Origin of the sequence: Corynebacterium phoceense (assembly GCF_900092335.1) — a bacterium.
Taxonomy (GTDB): domain Bacteria; phylum Actinomycetota; class Actinomycetes; order Mycobacteriales; family Mycobacteriaceae; genus Corynebacterium; species Corynebacterium phoceense.
Genome location: NZ_LT596208.1, coordinates 1597523 through 1615669, shown reverse-complemented (window position 1 = coordinate 1615669; position 18147 = coordinate 1597523). Strand labels below are relative to the sequence as shown.

19 protein-coding genes are annotated in these 18147 nt (G+C 64.8%); 15 read left to right on the top strand and 4 right to left on the bottom strand.

Going from position 1 to position 18147, the window contains the following annotated elements:
* Nucleotides 1-22 precede the first annotated feature (22 nt).
* The 11 genes from hemW (at nt 23) to BN9444_RS11815 (ending at nt 11014) form a co-directional block, all read left to right on the top strand.
* Nucleotides 23-1174 (top strand): radical SAM family heme chaperone HemW, encoded by a 1152-nt coding sequence (hemW, locus tag BN9444_RS11865; RefSeq protein WP_068801988.1) that lies wholly within the window; start codon nt 23-25, stop codon nt 1172-1174.
* 5 nt (nt 1175-1179) lie between these two features.
* The gene (gene hrcA, locus BN9444_RS11860; protein ID WP_068801987.1) at nt 1180-2208 is read left to right on the top strand and encodes a heat-inducible transcriptional repressor HrcA; all 1029 of its coding nucleotides are present in this window, start codon (nt 1180-1182) and stop codon (nt 2206-2208) included.
* A 49-nt stretch (nt 2209-2257) separates the two neighbouring features.
* The gene (dnaJ, locus tag BN9444_RS11855) at nt 2258-3400 is read left to right on the top strand and encodes a molecular chaperone DnaJ (RefSeq protein ID WP_066492409.1); all 1143 of its coding nucleotides are present in this window, start codon (nt 2258-2260) and stop codon (nt 3398-3400) included.
* Complete coding sequence (locus tag BN9444_RS11850; RefSeq protein WP_068801986.1) at nt 3401-4123, top strand: 16S rRNA (uracil(1498)-N(3))-methyltransferase; 723 nt, start codon at nt 3401-3403, stop codon at nt 4121-4123.
* A 10-nt stretch (nt 4124-4133) separates the two neighbouring features.
* A complete protein-coding gene (locus BN9444_RS11845; protein WP_068801985.1) occupies nt 4134-5111 on the top strand; it encodes a PhoH family protein in 978 nt (325 codons plus the stop codon).
* A complete protein-coding gene (gene ybeY, locus BN9444_RS11840) occupies nt 5108-5710 on the top strand; it encodes an rRNA maturation RNase YbeY (RefSeq protein WP_066492403.1) in 603 nt (200 codons plus the stop codon). Before BN9444_RS11845 ends, ybeY begins: the two co-directional genes overlap by 4 nt.
* Before the next feature lie 129 nt (nt 5711-5839).
* Complete coding sequence (locus BN9444_RS11835) at nt 5840-7486, top strand: CTP synthase (protein ID WP_066511517.1); 1647 nt, start codon at nt 5840-5842, stop codon at nt 7484-7486.
* A 49-nt stretch (nt 7487-7535) separates the two neighbouring features.
* On the top strand, nt 7536-8393 hold the full coding sequence (gene pdxY, locus BN9444_RS11830) for a pyridoxal kinase PdxY (protein WP_066492397.1): 858 nt from the start codon (nt 7536-7538) through the stop codon (nt 8391-8393).
* 45 nt (nt 8394-8438) lie between these two features.
* Entirely contained in the window at nt 8439-9479 is a 1041-nt protein-coding gene (gene era, locus BN9444_RS11825) for a GTPase Era (protein WP_066492394.1), read from the top strand.
* Nucleotides 9469-10233, top strand: a complete 765-nt coding sequence (recO, locus tag BN9444_RS11820) for a DNA repair protein RecO (RefSeq protein ID WP_066492389.1) — start codon at nt 9469-9471, stop codon at nt 10231-10233. Before era ends, recO begins: the two co-directional genes overlap by 11 nt.
* 22 nt (nt 10234-10255) lie before the next feature.
* Entirely contained in the window at nt 10256-11014 is a 759-nt protein-coding gene (locus BN9444_RS11815) for an isoprenyl transferase (RefSeq protein ID WP_077210089.1), read from the top strand.
* 2 nt (nt 11015-11016) lie between these two features.
* On the opposite strand, the gene BN9444_RS11810 is transcribed toward BN9444_RS11815, so the two are convergent.
* Entirely contained in the window at nt 11017-11439 is a 423-nt protein-coding gene (locus BN9444_RS11810; protein ID WP_068801984.1) for a Fur family transcriptional regulator, read from the bottom strand.
* Between the two features lie 30 nt (nt 11440-11469).
* Nucleotides 11470-11787: an ArsR/SmtB family transcription factor gene (locus BN9444_RS11805; protein WP_066511531.1), complete on the bottom strand. Its 318-nt coding sequence runs from the start codon at nt 11785-11787 to the stop codon at nt 11470-11472.
* A gap of 319 nt (nt 11788-12106) precedes the next feature.
* Between BN9444_RS11805 and BN9444_RS11800 the strand changes: the two genes are divergently transcribed.
* The 3 genes from BN9444_RS11800 to BN9444_RS11790 are packed head-to-tail and all read left to right on the top strand — an operon-like array spanning nt 12107 to nt 14451.
* Nucleotides 12107-13486 (top strand): glycine--tRNA ligase, encoded by a 1380-nt coding sequence (locus BN9444_RS11800; protein ID WP_068801983.1) that lies wholly within the window; start codon nt 12107-12109, stop codon nt 13484-13486.
* A gap of 2 nt (nt 13487-13488) precedes the next feature.
* On the top strand, nt 13489-14001 hold the full coding sequence (locus BN9444_RS11795) for a hypothetical protein (RefSeq protein WP_066492380.1): 513 nt from the start codon (nt 13489-13491) through the stop codon (nt 13999-14001).
* A gap of 6 nt (nt 14002-14007) precedes the next feature.
* Nucleotides 14008-14451 (top strand): hypothetical protein, encoded by a 444-nt coding sequence (locus tag BN9444_RS11790; RefSeq protein WP_068801982.1) that lies wholly within the window; start codon nt 14008-14010, stop codon nt 14449-14451.
* Between the two features lie 144 nt (nt 14452-14595).
* On the opposite strand, the gene BN9444_RS11785 is transcribed toward BN9444_RS11790, so the two are convergent.
* Nucleotides 14596-15474, bottom strand: a complete 879-nt coding sequence (locus BN9444_RS11785; RefSeq protein WP_068801981.1) for a hypothetical protein — start codon at nt 15472-15474, stop codon at nt 14596-14598.
* A gap of 125 nt (nt 15475-15599) precedes the next feature.
* Nucleotides 15600-17585 (bottom strand): TPM domain-containing protein, encoded by a 1986-nt coding sequence (locus tag BN9444_RS11780; protein WP_068801980.1) that lies wholly within the window; start codon nt 17583-17585, stop codon nt 15600-15602.
* Nucleotides 17586-17604: 19 nt separating this feature from the next.
* Between BN9444_RS11780 and BN9444_RS11775 the strand changes: the two genes are divergently transcribed.
* Nucleotides 17605-18147, top strand: a complete 543-nt coding sequence (locus BN9444_RS11775) for a YdcF family protein (protein WP_068801979.1) — start codon at nt 17605-17607, stop codon at nt 18145-18147.

Here is an 18147-nt window from a genome sequence, read left to right as displayed (position 1 = left end):
ACGCACGCTAGGCTAAAACGCTATGAATCCTCCGTTTGGCGTTTATATCCATGTCCCGTTTTGTTCTTCACGCTGCGGATATTGCGACTTCAATACCTATACGCCGAATGAATTAGGGGGCACCGAACTCATCGGCGCCTACCTCGACGCGCTCGACCGCGAACTTGAGCTGGCCGCTGCTCGCGCGCCTCAGCGTGCCGATACCGTCTTTATCGGCGGAGGCACTCCCTCCCTGCTTGGCTCGGAAGGCCTTGCACGCATTGTGAACAAGGTCAAGGACACCTTCGGGCTCCAGCCCGGCGCCGAGGTGACGACCGAGTCGAACCCCGAATCCACGAGCCCCGAGTACTTCGCGGCGCTCCGCGACGCCGGTTTCACGCGCATCTCGCTGGGCATGCAGTCCGCGTCTTCGCACGTCTTAAGAATCCTTGAGCGCGTCCACACGCCCGGCCGCGCCTTCGACGCCGCGCGTGAGGCGAAAGACGCAGGCTTCGAGCATGTGAATCTCGACATGATTTACGGCACGCCCACGGAAACGGATGACGAGGTCAAAGAAACCCTCGACCGTGTCCTTGAGGCCGGCGTCGACCACGTCTCCGCGTACTCGCTCATCGTCGAAGACGGCACCCGCATGGCCCGCAAGGTGAAGAAGGGGCTGCTGCCGGCGCCGGACGAGGACGTCCTCGCGCGCCGCTACGAGTTCATCTCCGAGACTCTGGAAACCGCAGGTTTTCAGTGGTACGAGGTCTCCAACTGGGCCAAGCCCGGCGGGGAGTGCCAGCACAACCGCATCTACTGGGTCGATGGCAACTGGTGGGGAGCCGGCCCCGGCGCGCACTCGCACCTCGACGGCGAGCGCTTCTATAACGTCAAGCATCCGCGCCGCTACGTCGACACCCTCGCGCACGGCGAGATGCCCATCAAAGAATCAGAGACGCTCACGCCGGAGGAACGCCACGAGGAAAAGGTGATGCTCGGCCTGCGCCTGCGGGAGGGCATCCCGGCGGACTGGATAAGCGACAACGCGACGCAGACCCGTGACCGCTTCATCGACAGCGGTCTCCTCGAACTCGCAGGCGGTCGCCTGCGAGTAACAAAGGAAGGCCGCCTGCTCGCTGACGGCATAATCACCGACTTGCTCGTCGCCGAGGAACGAGGCGACGAAGTACACTAACGGGCATGTCTACCTCAACCGAAGCGCGGCGCCGCGAGGTCCTGCGCGCCATCGTCTCGGACTTCATTGCGAGCCAGGACCCGGTGGGCTCCAAGGCGTTGCTCGAGCGCCACCAGCTGGGCGTGTCCTCGGCGACCATTCGCAATGACATGGCGGTCCTCGAGGACGCCGGGCTCATCACGCAGCCGCACTCTTCGTCAGGGCGCGTTCCCACCCAGGCGGGCTACCGCCACTTCGTCGACACGCTCCACGACGTCAAGCCGCTGTCCAAGCCGGAGCGCCAGGCCATCCTGCACTTCCTCGAGAACGGCGTGGACTTGGAAGACGTGCTGCGCCGCTCCGTGCGGCTGCTCGCGCAGCTTACCAAGCAAGCCGCCGTCGTCGCGATGCCGAACCTCAAGGTCTCGCGCGTCAAGCACTGCGAGGTCGTGGCGCTCTCCCCGGTGCGACTGCTGCTCGTGCTCATCACGGACGCCGGCCGCGTGGACCAGCGTAACGTCGAGCTCGACCAGATCATCGAGCCGGACGACGTCGCGCGCCTGCGCGACCTGCTCAACCAGGCGCTCGAGGGCCGCACGCTCGACGAGGCCTCCGTGGAGCTCGCGCAGCTTACCGAGCACGCGCCGCTCGACCTGCGCGGCCATGTGCTCAACTGTGCGACGACGCTCATCGAAACGCTCGTCGAGCACCCCGCGGACCGGCTCATCATTGCGGGTGCCTCGAACCTCACGCGCGTGGCCCGCGACTTCCCGCAGCGCCTGCCCGGGATCATCGAGGCCCTCGAGGAGCAGGTCGTCGTGCTCAAGCTGCTGTCCAAGGTCCCGGATCTGGGCAACGTCTCGGTCGTTATCGGCGAGGAGCATGAGGAGGATCGCCTGCGCGGCTCGTCCGTCGTCGCCACCGCGTACGGCACTGACGGCGCGGCGCTGGGCGGCATGGGCGTCGTGGGACCGACGTTTATGGACTATTCGGGAACAATTTCCAAGGTTTCTGCTGTTGCACGCTATGTGAGTGACATCGTGGCGGGCGAGTAAACTCGCAACGATCCCCGAAGACGATTGAGTAAAGGACTGGTAATTTCCCGTGGCTCGTGATTATTACGGTATTCTCGGCGTGGACAAAGACGCTACCGATCAACAGATTAAGAAGGCCTACCGCAAGCTAGCGCGCAAGTACCACCCGGATCTCAACCCGGACGACGCGGAGGCCGCGGAGAAGTTCCGCGAGGCCTCGCTCGCCCAGGAGGTCCTGCTTGATCCGCAGAAGCGCCAGATTGTCGACCGCGGCGGCGACCCCATGGAGCAGGGCGGGTCCATGCCTGGCGGCGGATTCGCCGGCGGCTTCGATACCGGCGGCCTGGGCGACATCTTTGCCGAGTTCTTCGGTGGCGGCGCGGCGTCTCGCGGCCCGCGTTCGCGCGTGCAGCCGGGCTCGGATGCGCTGCTGCGCACCCAGATCACGCTCGAAGAGGCGTTTGCTGGTGCGAAGAAGCCCGTCACCATCGACACGGCCGTGCTCTGCGATACGTGCCACGGCTCCGGCTCGGAGTCCGGCTCCAAGCCCGTGACTTGCGAGACCTGCCACGGCGCCGGCGAGGTTCAGGAGGTCCAGCGTTCCTTCCTCGGCAACGTTATGACCTCCCACCGCTGCCCGACGTGCCAGGGCTACGGCGAAGTCATCAAGGACCCCTGCGGCCACTGCGGTGGCGACGGCCGAGTAAAGAAGCGCCGCGACCTCACCATCAATATCCCGGCTGGCATCGGCGACGGCATGCGCATTCGCATGTCGGGCCAGGGCGAGGTCGGACACGGCGGCGGCCCGGCTGGCGACCTCTTCGTTGAGGTCCATACGCAGCGCCACCCCGTCTTCGAGCGTGACGCGGACGACCTGCACGTCACGGTCCGCGTCCCCATGGTCGACGCGGCGTTGGGCACGAATTTCACCGTCACGCAGCTCGACGGCACGGACCTCGAGGTCGAGATCGAGCCGGGCACGCAGCCGGGCCAGACAATCTCCGTCGAGGGCCAGGGCATGCCGCGCCTGCGCACGGACGGCCGCGGCCGCCTGCTCGCGCACGTCGACGTCGTCGTGCCTACCGACCTCGACTCCAAGTCCCGCGAGCTGCTCGAAGAGGTCCGCGACCGCACCGAGCACACCACCGCCATCCACACCGAGGACGAGGAAGACAGCTTCTTCGACCGCCTGCGCGCAAGGTTCCGCCGCTAAATGAGCCTTGCCGTCTTCCGCGTAGAATCGCTCGCTGGCGCGAGCGAGAGTGATATCGTTGAGCTCTCCGGGCCCGAGGGCCGCCATGCCGTCACCGTCAAGCGCGTCGCGCCCGGCGAGCGCATCCAGCTTGCCGATGCCGCCGGGCGCCTCGCCACAGTCACCGTCACCGAGGTGCGCGGCAAGGACGCGCTCGTCGCGCGCGTCGACGAGATCGAGACCATCCCCGAGCCTGACCCCAAGGTCATTGTCATCCAGGCGATCCCCAAGTCCGAGCGCGCCGAGCTTGCCGTCGACCTCGCGACGCAGGCCGGCGCGGATGGGATCATCGCGTGGCAGGCGGACCGGTGCATCGCCAAGTGGGACGCGAAGAAGGCTCCCAAGGCGCTCGCCAAGTGGCAGTCTGCGGCGACCGCTGCCGCCAAGCAGTCGCGCCGGGCGCGCGTGCCCGAGGTCACCGGTCCCTTAAGCACCGCACAGGTCGCCGAGCTCATCAATGGCGAGACTGCCTACGTCCTCCACGAAGACGCAACGACATCGCTGCGCGATGTCGAGTTACAAGGAACGGTGTACCTGCTCATCGGGCCGGAGGGCGGCATCGGCAGCACAGAGCTGGCTAAGCTGGGGGCTACGGCGGTGAAGCTGGGGCCGGAGGTCTTGCGGACGGCATCGGCAGCAATGGTGGCCTTGGCCGCCATCGGGGTGCAGACCTCGCGCTGGTAGATTGGGACTCGTGCCAATTATCACTCAGAAGATAGAGGTGGACTCCGCCTATGTCGCCGCCGTGCTGGGCACGGCGGATGCCAACCTGCGGGTCCTCAACAATCAGCTCGATGCGGACCTTTTCGCACGCGGGACGACCGTGACCATCACGGGACCGGACTACGAGGTCGCGCGTGCGGCCAAGGTTCTCGACGAGCTCGAGTCTATCGCGCGCCGCGGCCACACCATCTCCCCGGAGACGGTCAAGCACGCCGTGAAGATGGTCGCCGTCGAGGCCCCGCAGTCGGTCTCCGCGGCGCTCGCCGCGGATATTGTCTCGCGCCGCGGCAAGACCGTGCGGCCTAAGACCGTCGGCCAGTCCGAGTACGTGCGCGCCATCGATAACAACACGGTCGTCTTCGGTATTGGCCCGGCCGGTTCCGGTAAGACGTACCTCGCCGTGGCGAAGGCCGTGCAGGCGCTGCACAATAAGGACGTCTCGCGCATTATTTTGACCCGCCCGGCCGTGGAAGCGGGGGAGAAGCTCGGCTTCCTGCCGGGCACCTTGAACGACAAGATCGACCCGTACCTGCGCCCGCTGTACGACGCGCTGCGCGACATGCTTGATCCGGAGAGCATCCCCAAGCTCATGGAGGCCGGCATCATCGAGGTCGCCCCGCTGGCGTACATGCGTGGCCGCACGTTAAACGACGCCTTCGTCATCCTTGACGAGGCGCAGAACACCACGCCTGCGCAGATGAAGATGTTCTTGACGCGCCTGGGCTTCGGCTCAAAGATCGTGGTCACTGGCGATATCTCACAGGTCGACCTCCCGCGCGGTCATGTCTCTGGCCTGCGCATCGTGCGCCGCATCCTCGACGGCATTGACGATATCTACTTCGCGGACTTGGGCGCCGACGACGTGGTGCGCCACCAGCTTGTGGGTCGCATTGTGGGTGCCTACGATCGCTTCGACGCAGAGCAAGAACGGAAGAAGGACCAAGAATGAGCATCGAGTTTTTGAACGAGTGCGGCTACGACGGCGTCAACGAAGAAATGCTCATCGACGTTGCCTCCTACGCCTTCGGCCGCATGGACGTGAACCCGGACGCGGAGTGCACCATCACCGCCGTGGATCTTGCGACCATCGCGGATCTGCACGTGCGCTGGATGGATCTCGACGGCCCGACCGACGTCATGAGCTTCCCCATGGATGAGATCACCCCGGGGGCTGCGGGCGGGCGTCCCGATGCCGCCGCTCCCGGCCCCGCCATGCTGGGCGACATCGTGCTCTGCCCCGAGTTCGCACAGCGTCAAGCCACGGCCGCCGGCCACTCGCTGGGACACGAGCTGGCCCTGCTCACCGTCCACGGGTGCCTCCACCTGCTGGGCTACGACCACGCGACGCCAGCCGAAGAGAAGGAAATGTTCGGCCTCCAGAACGAGCTGCTCGCGGACTGGTACGACGACGTGAAGGAACGCGGCTTGAGCTTCCAACCGAAGCCCTCCGGCCCTAAGGCCTTCCCGGACGCCGCCGAGCGCGCGAACCTGGACAAGCAGGTGCCCGGTGGTGGGATTCCGGCGGTGGGGGAGCCGCACGGGGAGTAATATCTGTCTTCTTATTGTTGAATTTTCACGTTCTGTGTTATCCTGAAATCCCGTAGGTAAATAGTTCACCTGCGGGATGTCGCATTTTTCGCGGTACACGCAGGTCCGTCTCCGTCAAGGAGGACCCCCATGTCTGCTACGCCGACTAAGTTCATTTTCGTCACCGGAGGCGTTGTCTCCTCGCTGGGCAAGGGGCTCACCGCCGCCAGCCTGGGCCAGCTGCTCACCGCCCGCGGCCTGTCCGTCACCATGCAAAAGCTCGACCCGTACCTCAACGTGGACCCGGGCACCATGAACCCGTTCGAGCATGGCGAGGTCTTCGTCACCGAGGACGGCGCCGAGACCGACCTGGATCTGGGCCACTACGAGCGCTTCCTCGACCGCAACCTCACCAAGAACGCGAACGTCACCACCGGCAAGGTGTACTCGACCGTCATCGCCAAGGAGCGTCGCGGCGAGTTTCTGGGCAAGACCGTCCAGGTCATCCCGCACATCACGGACGAAATCAAGGCCCGCGTCATCGCGATGAGCGAACCGGACGCCGAGGGCAACACCCCGGACGTCGTCATCAGCGAGATCGGCGGCACCGTGGGCGACATCGAGTCCCAGCCCTTCCTCGAGGCCGTGCGCCAGGTCCGCCACACCGTGGGCCGCGACAACGTCTTCTTTATCCACTGCTCCCTCGTGCCGTACCTCGCGCCGAGCGGGGAACTCAAGACCAAGCCCACCCAGCACTCCGTGGCGGAGCTGCGCGGCATCGGCATCGTGCCGGACGCCGTGGTCCTGCGCTGCGACCGTGAGGTCCCGGCCCCGCTCAAGGCCAAGATTGCGCTCATGTGCGACATCGAGAAAGAGGGCGTGACCTCCTGCCCGGATAGCCCGTCCATCTACGACATCCCGGAGGTCCTCTACCGCGAGCATCTCGACACCTTCGTCATCCGTAAGCTGGGCCTGCCCTTCCGCGACGTGGACTGGACGCAGTGGCGCGACCTCCTCGACCGCGTCCACAACCCCCAGCGCGAGGTCACCGTGGGTATCGTGGGCAAGTACATCGACCTGCCGGACGCCTACCTTTCCGTGGCCGAGGCCACCCGCCACGCCGCCTTCGCCTTCCACGCCAAGGCCAACGTCCGCTGGATTGCCGCTGACACCATCGCCGAGGACACGAGCGAGCTCGAGGACCTCGATGCCATCATCGTCCCCGGCGGCTTCGGCGTGCGCGGCATCGAAGGCAAGCTGGCCGCCGTGACCTACGCACGCGAGAACGACGTGCCCTTCCTCGGCCTGTGCTTGGGGCTCCAGTCCATGGTGCTCGAGGCCGCCCACCACGCCGGGCTTTCCGATGCCTCCTCCACCGAGTTCGACCCCACCACCAGCACCCCAGTCATCGCCACCATGGCCGAGCAGAAAGCGGCCGTGGCCGGCGAGGCAGATCTGGGCGGCACCATGCGCCTGGGCGCCTACCCGGCCGTCCTGGCCGAGGGCAGCGCGGTCGCCCAGGCCTACGGCACCACGCAGGTCTCCGAGCGTCACCGCCACCGCTACGAGGTCAACAACGCGTACAAGGAGCAGATCACGGAGGGCTCCGGCCTCGTCTTCTCCGGCACCTCGCCCGACGGCAACCTCGTCGAGTTCGTGGAGTACCCCGACCACAAGTACATGGTCGCCACCCAAGCGCACCCGGAGTATAAGTCGCGCCCGACTCGCCCGCACCCGCTGTTCACCGGCCTCATCGGCGCCGCCCTGGGGGAGGAGACAACGAAGACCGACAAGTAATTCGCCAAATACTTGGTACGCGTCCGTGCTTCGTAGCACAATAAGCCCCATGAATATTCTGTCGATTCAGTCCCACGTCACCTACGGCCACGTCGGCAACTCCGCCGCAGTGTTCCCGCTTCAGCGCGCAGGCCACGAGGTGTGGCCCATCCACACGGTGAATTTCTCCAACCACACCGGCTACGGTGACTGGGGCGGACCGATGATTCCGGGCACCGAGGTGACCTCGATTGTCGACGGCATCGAGAAGCGCGGCGCCTTCCCCAAGATCGATGCCATCCTCTCCGGCTACCAGGGCGGCTCGGACATCGCCGGCGCCATCGTCGACGCCGTGCGCCGCATCAAGGCCGTCAACGGCAACGCCCTCTACGCGTGCGACCCGGTCATGGGCAACGCGAAGTCCGGCTGCTTCGTCTCGGACGAGATCCCGCCGCTGCTGCGCGACAAGGTGGTTCCCGTCGCGGACATCATTACGCCCAACCAGTTTGAGCTGGGCTACCTCACCGAGCACGAGACCGGCACCCTTGAGCAGACCCTCGAGGCCGTCAAGGTCGCCCAGGAGATCGGCCCCCGCACCGTGCTCGTGACCTCCGTCAACCGCCCGGAGACCCCGGAGGATTCCATCGAGATGCTCGCCGTGGACGGCGACCGCGCTTTTATCGTTGCGACCCCGCGCCTGCCGTTCAAGCGTAACGGCTCCGGCGACGTCACCGCCGCGCTCTTTACCGGCCACTACGCCAAGACTCGTGACGCGAAGGCCGCGCTCAAGGCCACCGCGTCCTCCGTCTGGGACCTGCTCAACGTCACCTATGAGGCCGAGTCGGACGAGCTGTGCCTCATCGCTGCCCAGGACTACTTCGAGCACCCGCAGCTCCAGTTCTCCGTCACCGACGTCGAGGATCTCTAGCAGGGATCGTGAAAACCCCCGCCGAGCGGGTATGATGTGGGCACGATGAACGATACAGACCCTCACGAATCGAACCCGGCCGACAAACCCGCAGCCACTCCTGCAGACAACTTTGATGCCGCCTTCGAGAACCTGCCCGACGAGGCAGCACTTGATTACCGCGACTACACCGACACGCCCGAGGGCTTCCGCTCTGGGTTCGTGTCATTTGTAGGCCGCCCCAACACCGGCAAGTCCACGCTCACCAACGCCATTGTGGGCGAGAAGATTGCCATCACGGCCAACCAGCCGGAGACCACCCGTCGCCCCATCCGCGGCATCGTCCACCGCGAGGACTGCCAGATCGTGGTCGTCGACACCCCAGGCCTCCACCGCCCGCGCACTTTGCTGGGCGAGCGCCTCAACGAGATCGTCAAAGACACCTACGCCGACGTCGACGTCATCGGCCTGACCATCCCCGCCGACGAGAAGATCGGCCCCGGCGACCGCTGGATCCTCGACAACGTCCGTGAGGTCGCCCCGAAGACGAAGATCATCGGTATCGTCACCAAGCTCGACAAGGGCTCCCGTGACCAGGTCGGCGCTCAGCTGCTCGCCCTCCACGAGCTGCTCACCGAGCACGACCCTGACGCCGTGGTCATCCCCGTCTCCGCCAAGGACGGCACCCAGGTCGAAGACCTCGTCGGTGTTATCCGCGACGCCCTGCCCGAAGGCCCCAAGTTCTACCCGGACGACCACGTCACGGACGAGCGCCAGGAAGAGCGCATCGCCGAGCTCATCCGCGAGTCTGCTCTCGCCGGCCTCAAGGACGAACTCCCGCACTCCGTCGCCGTGGGCATCGACGAAATGCTGCCCAACCCCGAGCGCCCCGGCGTCCTCAACATCCATGCGATCATCTACCTCGAGCGCCCCGGCCAGCAGAAGATCATCGAAGGCAAGGACGGCCGCCGCCTCAACCGCATCATGGGCGAGTCCCGCAAGAAGATCATCGCGCTGCTCGGCCAAAACGTCTTCCTCGACCTGCGCATCAAGGTCCTGAAGAACTGGCAGTCCGACCCGAAATTCCTGGGACGCCTTGGCTTCTAAGCCCACAGGCGCGGGCGCTCGTACCTCGCGCCCGAAAAGCAGCGGTGGTCGCCCCAACTTCCGGGATCGCGCCGTCGTCATCCGCACATACGACTTCGGCGAGGCCGACCGCATTATCGTGCTGCTCACGCACCACCATGGACTCGTGCGCGCCGTCGCCAAGGGCGTGCGCCGCGCCAAGTCCCGCTTCGGCTCGCGCCTTCAGCACTTCGTCGACCTCGACGTGCAGTTCTACGAGGGGCGCAACCTCCACACTATCTCCCAAGCAGACACCGTGGGCTACTACGGCGCGCACATCATCGACGATTACGAGCGCTACACCGCCGCCTGCGCCGCCCTCGAGGCCGCCGAGAAACTCGCCCTCGACACCGACCCCTACTTCTACGAGGCCCTCGTCGCCGCCTTCCGCGACTTCCAACACGAGCCGCCCACCCGCGTCCTCGACCGCTTCCTCCTTCAAGCCATGGCCCATTCCGGCTGGGCGCCGAGCCTCTTCGACTGTGCCCAGTGCGGCAAACCCGGCCCGCACCACGCCTTCCACCCGGCCATCGGCGGCGCCGCCTGCCACGAATGCCGCCCGCCCGGCGCCGCCGAGGTCGACCCGGAGACCCTCCATCACCTCTGGCTACTTGCGCACGGACACCCCAGCACACCCACACCCGTACAGGAAGCGGAAGGCCACCGGCTCGCCATTGCGCACCTCCAGTGGCACATCGAGCGCAAAGTGACCGCACTGGCGGTCATGGACCAATAGCGAGTCGAGTAAGATCGGGCGGGTGATTACGCCTGACCCCAACCGAGTCCTCACTCCGCCCGAGATCCCCGCGGAGTTCCTCCCCAAACACATCGCCCTCGTCATGGACGGCAACGGGCGCTGGGCCCAAGAGCGCGGCATGGAGCGCACGGAAGGTCATAAGAGGGGAGAGGCGGTCCTCCTCGACGCGGTCGACGCCTGCCTTGCCATGGGTATCCCGTACCTGTCCGCCTACGCCTTCTCCACGGAGAACTGGCGCCGCAGCCCCAAGGAAGTTCGCTTCCTCATGGGCTTTAACCGCGACGTCATCCGCCGCCAGCGCGACTGGCTCAACGAGCGCGGCGTCCGCGTCGTCTGGGCTGGCCGCCGCCCCCGCCTCTGGCGCAGCGTCATCAAAGAGCTTGAGGCCGCCCAAGAGCTCACCAAAGACAACACCCGCATGACACTCGCCATGTGCGTCAATTACGGCGGCCGCGCCGAGCTTGTCGATGCCGTCCGCAAGCTCGGCACTGATATCCAATCCGGTCAGCTGGCGCCCAGCGCCATCAATGAGAAGACCATCGCGCAGTATCTCTACGACCCGCAGATGCCTGACGTAGACCTGTTCCTGCGCCCCTCCGGCGAGAAGCGCACGTCCAACTTCCTGCTGTGGCAGTCCGCGTACGCGGAGATGGTCTACCAGGACAAGCTCTTCCCAGATTTCACGCCGGAGGATCTCTTCGCCGCGGTCGAGGAATACGCCCGCCGCGACCGCCGCTTCGGCGGCGTCAAAAAGAATTAGCGTTAAGCTGCTTTCGCGCGGCACTGCGCGCAGATGCCAAAGACCTCGGCGTCGTGGCCAGTGAGTTCGAAGTCGAACTTGCTGGCCATTTCCTTTGCCCAGGCCTCGATGGGGCCGCCATCGATTTCCTCGGTGCGGCCGCATTTGGTGCATACGAGGTGGTGGTGATGGTGGCTCGATTCGCAGTGGCGGTAGAGCGTCTCACCTGTGGGCATATGAAGCGCGTCCACTGCGTCGATCTCGGACAGGGACTGGAGGGTGCGGTAGACGGTGGTAAGACCCACCTTGGCCTCGCGCGCCTGCAGCTCCTGGTGAATGTCCTTGGCCGAAGCGAACTTATCCATCTCGCGAAGAACCTCGACGACGGCAGTGCGCTGCTTCGTATTGCGCGCACCCAGCTTCGGAATATTGGACTGCACAGTCATACGGTGATCTTAACGCATATAACTTGAAAATCAGTTCTCGCTTGCTGCCATGAGCTCTTCTTCGAGCTTTGCGGCCGTGGTGATAAGGCGGATTGACTTCGGCGAGGACAGTGAATAAATGACCTCGCGGCCCGAGCGCTCGGAGCGCACGAGACCCGCGGACTTGAGCACGCGCAGGTGTTGGGAAATAAGCGGCTGCGACTTCTCCAACTTGCCCACGAGCTCGTGGACGAAGTGGCCGCGATCGGCCAGCAGGATGAGGATACGCAGACGCAGCGGCGAGTCGAGTGCGCTGAACAGATGCTCAGCGTTCTTCAGCTCGTCTGCAGTGGGTAGTGTGTTGGGCACGGTAAATCCTCCGTCGACGTGTATGACCTAGACACTATATCAATAGACCATTTTTGTGCATACTTGCCCTAGCTGGGAAGTTACTGTGGGACATTGGAAAAGTCTGGGTGAATTTTTCCACTCTTTCTCAATGGTGTTATTCACCTGCGGCTAGGGATAATGTTTACGCATTTCACCCATAGTGTTAGGGACGTGCACTGTTTCCCTCCACCCCTTCCTGCCGGTCCGCCCCCGTACAGGCTAGGATAGGAGGCTATTGCAAGCGTCCGACGATTCGCCCTCAACCGCGAATCCGATCCGTAGGAGTGTAAAAGGAATCATGGCATCCGTCATCGACACCGTTGTTAGCCTGTGCAAGCGCCGCGGCCTGGTCTATCAGGCCGGCGAGATTTACGGCGGTTCCCGCTCCGCATGGGACTATGGCCCGCTGGGTGTCGAGCTCAAGGAAAATATCAAGCGCCAGTGGTGGCGCCACATGGTCCAGTCTCGCTCGGACGTCGTGGGCGTCGACACCTCCGTCATCCAGCCGCGCCAGGTGTGGGTCTCCTCCGGCCACGTCGAGGTCTTCACTGACCCGCTCGTCGAGTCCCTCTACACCCACAAGCGCTACCGCGCTGACCACCTCCTCGAGGCCTACGAGGAGAAACACGGCCACCCTGCTCCCAACGGTCTCGCTGACATTAACGATCCGGAGACCGGCCAGCCGGGCAACTGGACTGAGCCCAAGGCCTTCTCCGGCCTGCTCAAGACCTTCCTCGGCCCCGTCGATGACAAGGAAGGCCTGCACTACCTGCGCCCGGAGACCGCCCAGGGCATCTTCGTCAACTTCAAAAACGTCCTCACCTCCTCGCGCATGAAGCCGCCGTTTGGCATCGCCAACATCGGCAAGTCTTTCCGTAACGAGATCACCCCGGGTAACTTCATCTTCCGTACCCGCGAGTTCGAGCAGATGGAGATGGAGTTCTTCGTCAAGCCGGGCGAGGACGAAGAGTGGCACCAGTATTGGATCGACGACCGCTACAACTGGTACGTCGACCTGGGCATCGACCCGGAGAACCTCCGCCTCTACGAGCACCCCAAGGAAAAGCTCTCCCACTACTCCAAGTGCACCGTCGACGTTGAGTACGCCTTCGGCTTCACCGGCTCCAAGTGGGGCGAGCTCGAGGGTGTTGCTAACCGTACTGACTACGACCTCCGCGTCCACTCCGAGGGCTCCGGCGAGGATCTGTCCTACTTCGACCAGACCACCGGCGAGCGCTGGATCCCCTACGTCATCGAGCCGGCCGCCGGCCTCGGCCGTTCCATGATGGCCTTCCTCGTCGATGCCTACGACGAGGAAGAGGTCCCCAACGCCAAGGGTGGCACCGACAAGCGCGTCGTCCTGCGCCTCGACCGCCGCCTCTCGCCGGTCAAGGTCGCCGTTCTTCCGCTCTCCAAGAAGGAAGAGCTGTCCACCCCGGCCCAGGAGCTGGCCAACAAGCTGCGCGCCAACTGGAACGTGGACTACGACCAGTCCGGTGCCATCGGTCGCCGCTACCGCCGCCAGGACGAGATCGGCACCCCGTTCTGCGTCACGTACGACTTCGACTCCCTCGAGGACGGCTCCGTCACCGTGCGCGAGCGCGACTCCATGGAGCAGGAGCGTGTGAAGATCGACGAGCTCGAGTCCTACCTCGCCGCCCGCCTGGTGGGCTGCTAAGCATGCACTACACGAGCTGGGATCGCACCGATCGCTCTGCACCGCGTCTCCTCGCGGAGGCCGCAGAGCCGATCGGTGAGTTCACCGAGTCTTCCGCCACCGTTGCTGACGCCTACTGGCGCCTCGACGCCTCGGACCTCGGCGCCTCTGCCACGCTTGCCGATGACCGCGTTTTCCGCCTCGCCGGCAACGCCAGCCGCGACAAGCGGCTCGACGCGTCCCTCGACGGCCGCACCTTCGCGTTCATCTGCGAGACCTCCGGCAATTGGATCATCGAGGATGCCTCCGGCACGAAGGTCGCCCAGTTCACCTCGAAGAACCGCGGCGTGCGCGAGGCCATCCTCGAATTCGAGGGCGACTACACCGACCACGACCTCTCCGTCGAGGAAGTCGCCGCTCTCAGCTGGTTCACGCGTCTCATCCTTGAGGCGAAGACCTCCAGCGGCGCCATCGCCTGGATCGCCACGCTCGTTCTCGCGTCCCTCGTCGCCGTCGGCGCGCTGTTCCTGGGCTAGGTCACCATGTCGACTGAATACTGGACCTGGCGCCACGACGGCCTCACGGACCCCGGCGGGGCCGAGGCCGCCGCCGTGCGTGAGCACGTCATCCACTTCGCCCACGGCCAAATCCTCACCGAGGTCACCCGCGACGACATGCAGTTGGTCATCAAGGCCACGACCTCCGACGGCGAGGTCTTCACCGTCGCCCAAACCGGCTTCTCCGTCAACCGGCTCTCCGCCGTGTGCGGCACCCGTCGCTACACGCTCAACCGCACCCGGCGGCTGCGCCGCGAGCGCGCCATCATCGACGCCGCCGGCAACGTCGTGGCCCGCACCCGCCCCCACGGCTCCACCCTCGAGGTCTTCGATCACCCGCAGGACATGCCCATCCCAGACGTGGACTTCGTCTTCCTCACGTGGTGCTGCATGGAAGCTGACAACTCCGGCCACATCCGCCGCATGTAACTATCGGCAACCACCCCCACGGCCTCCACATCGACCTATCCCCGACAAAGGCAATGTCCCAATAGCCATATGCGCTGGTCGCTTTAATTCACCCAAATTCCACGACCAGCGCATAGTGCCAACGGCACATTGCCTTTGTTTCTTTTACGCCGCTTTCCGCGCAAGCGCCGCCGATACCTCCGCGATGAAGCGCTCCGGCTCCCGGCGTAATTGGGCAGGGGAGTAGCGCACCATCTGATACCCCGCGTTGTGGAGCTGCTTCTCGCGCGCTCGCTCCGCCACGATGGTTTCCTCAGTCCCGCGATACGTCTGCCCGTCGTATTTCACGTCGCCATCAATCTCCACGACCACGTGCTCGTCCACGAGCAGGTCTACACGAACCCCCGGCAGCACCCGTACCTGCGGCCGAACCGCCGCTCCCGGAAGCCCCTCGATGAGCAGCGCCCGCGCGAAAGACTCATACGGCGACTCCGACGTCGATATTGCCAACTCGAGGCACCGTCGCGCGACCGTGATGTTCTTACACCGCCCCATCCGTGCAATCACAAGTGAGACATGCTCGCGGTAGTACCCCTGCCGCAGCAGCGAATCCATCGCCACCAGACCGTCCGCGAAGCCGTGGAAGCGCGCGGTATCGATGCACGCCCGCGGCCGTGACGTCACCCGCAGACCGTCAATCTCTCGATAATCGTCATCCGCCAAGATCAATCGCCTATACCGATATCCCGTGCTCCACTGCGTCCGACGCGGCAAGCCGCCTGCCGGCAACGTGAGCTCGACTTCTTCCTCACGCGCCGATAGGACCCATAATCCATGGATACGCGCCGCGGATTTCCCCACGAGCACCGCCTCCCGGACCGATAATCCTGCCGCGCGCACCCGCCACTCCTGTTGTTCGTGATAGGCGAGTGCCTCCCACTCCGCGCGGTCGCACGCGTACCCGCCCGCGACCTGAATGAGCTGTCCCGCAGCGACCAATGCCAGTGTTTCGTGTGTTGCTTCGTGCAATGCAATGAGGTTCATACCCCTAGAAAACCCACAACGGCGGCCACCCGCAAGCATGTACCCTGCATACCTGTGGATAACCGCCGTCTTGCACAATTTAGTGGGCAACCATGACCCTGCAACCTGTGGACAACACCCGAGGACTAGAACGCACCCGTCCTCGAACCGCCACCGCCCCCAAAGCCGCCTCCACCGAAGCCGCCCCCAAAGCCTCCGCCGTAGCCACCACGGTGTCCACCGCCGCCGAGCATCTGTCCAATGACCATGCCCGTGATGAGGTCACCCGCACCGGACGCCATCTGCTGGCGCTGCTGGCGCCGGCGGTAGTCATCGATATCGTTCTGCGCACGGCGTTGCGCTTCCTGTGCCGCGGCAACTGCCTGACGCGCCAAATCCAAGGCACTACGGATATCACGGTCACGCTGCTGCAACGCCTGCGCATGCAGACGCTTCGCATCCTCCAACGCGGTACGCGCCGAGGCGCCCACCAAACGACCACGCGCCGAGATGAGGTCTTCCGCCGCCTGAATCGTGGACGAGGCCACGGAAATCTGCTGCGCAAACATATCCAGCTGGCGCGCATGCGTCTGCGTCACCTCACGCACCGTATCCAGCGCCTCATCGAGCCGTCCATCCAGGGACATCAGTGTCGTGTAATGCCCCAACGGATCCGCCGCGCCACCCGCACGCGCCGCCTCAGCGGCAGCAGACGCCTCCGACAACAACGCCTCCAAGGACGCCCAGTCCGCCGAGGTCCCCTGGGATTGACCCTGCGCCTCAATCTGACGCGCCTCAGAAATCTCGCCATCAACCTCTGCAATGAGCGCGGACAGACCCTGCTGCGCCGTCGTGATCGTGGACTGCGCGTTCTCCACAGCCGACAGCAACCGGTCCGCAACCTCAATCGCGTGCTCGGAGTCACGAATCGCCCCCACGAGTCCGCCTTGCTGGCCAGCCGGCTTCGACTGCAACGAACGACCCAACGACAAGGACTTCTCTGCCTCATCCAAGGACACAGACGCCATCTGAGGATTATCCGCAATCGACTGCAGCATTTCCTCCGAGTACTGCTCCCGCAACGAATTCAACGTCGCCGTCGCCTGCGGCATACGCGCCCTCAAATCCACCGTCTTCTGCGTCAACTCATCGAGCTTCGAACCAGCATTGACCAACAAGTCGCGCATCGACGCGAACTCAGCTGCCTGCGCATCCAACGCATCATCCGCTTGCCCACACGAGGACACAATCGACACCAAAAGCTCACGCTTCTGCGCCTCTGGCATCCCACGCTGCGCCTCAATCTGCTTATGCGTCGCAAACGCACGCTGCAGGGTCGAGGTGGACTGATTCATCGCCGCCGTAAACTTCCGCGCGCGCTCCGGCCCGAACTCCGCAATCGCAATGTCGAGCTCCTCCTTGCCACGGCGAATGGACTCATCTGTGGACACGAGCTCTTCCTGCGCGAGTTCCTCCAACACGGGCAGTGGCAACCGTGCTAACGCCGTCGTGTTCGTTGGCTCGATCTCCCGCGCGGACTCGACCGTCGCCGCGGTCTCCTTCTTAGTCTTCCGCTTCGACATCGCATACGCGCCGCCGCCCGCCGCGAGCACAGCCGCACCGCCGGCACCCAGCCATAGCGCGCCATCACCCGAGCCCGAGCTTCCCGATGCCGCCTCCACCACAGCGCTGCCCGCCCCAGCCCAATCGCTGGCAGCGAGCGAATCATAGGCGGCCTCAAAGAGCTTGTCCTGCGAGCCCGACGGCCACTCGGAACCCACGCTCACCGTTGCCTTGCGCGCCTGAGTATCCACAACGAACGCCGCCGTATTCGTACCGCGCGAGTCAACAATCGACTCCGCGTACGACTCGACCTGGGAATCCAGGCCCGTGGTGTAGACGACGTAGAGCAAACGTTGATCGGAGGACTGCAGCTGCGCAATCTGCGACTCCAAGTCGGACTTCTGCGAGGACGAGAGCACCCCCGAGTCATCCGTCACTTTCGCCGTGATCGAGGAAGCCGCCGGCGCCGCCTGTGCGACCGCCGTGCCCAGGAACACCGCCGGTGCTCCCGTGCCCAGTCCGATGAGTAGCGCGGCCATTGCCGCGCGTCCAACGCGCGAAAAAGTCATGCCACTAGACTACCCACTAATGGAACATGAACTCGGCCCAATCGTCATTTTGGGTGCCGCCCAGTATGACGGCCGCCCCTCCAAGGTCCTCCAAGCCCGTCTCAACGCCGCCCTTGCGCTTGGCACCGACCGCCACTTCGTGACGACCGGCTCCAACCTGCCCGGCGACCGCTTCACCGAAGCCGGCGTCGCCGCCCGATACCTCGAAGTCCGCGGCGCCACCCACATCACGGCTCTGCGCGAAGGCCACACCACCGGCGAAGAACTCGACGCTGTCAAGCGCGCTTTCCCGGACATCAAGGACATCACCCTCGTCACCGACCCCTACCACGCGCCGCGCGCCTGGCTCATCGCCCGTCGCCACGGCTTCCGCGCTGCAACCGTCACCGCCAAAGACTGCCCCATCCACTTCCCACAGGCATCCTGGTTCCGCTGTGTCATCCACGAAGTCGGCGGCATCCTCGCGCTTGTCATTCCTGGCCTCACACCCGCCCTGCACCGCCTCGAGCGCATTATGCGCCCCAACTGGAGCGCGCGCCACGACCAGCTCGAACGCGAATAA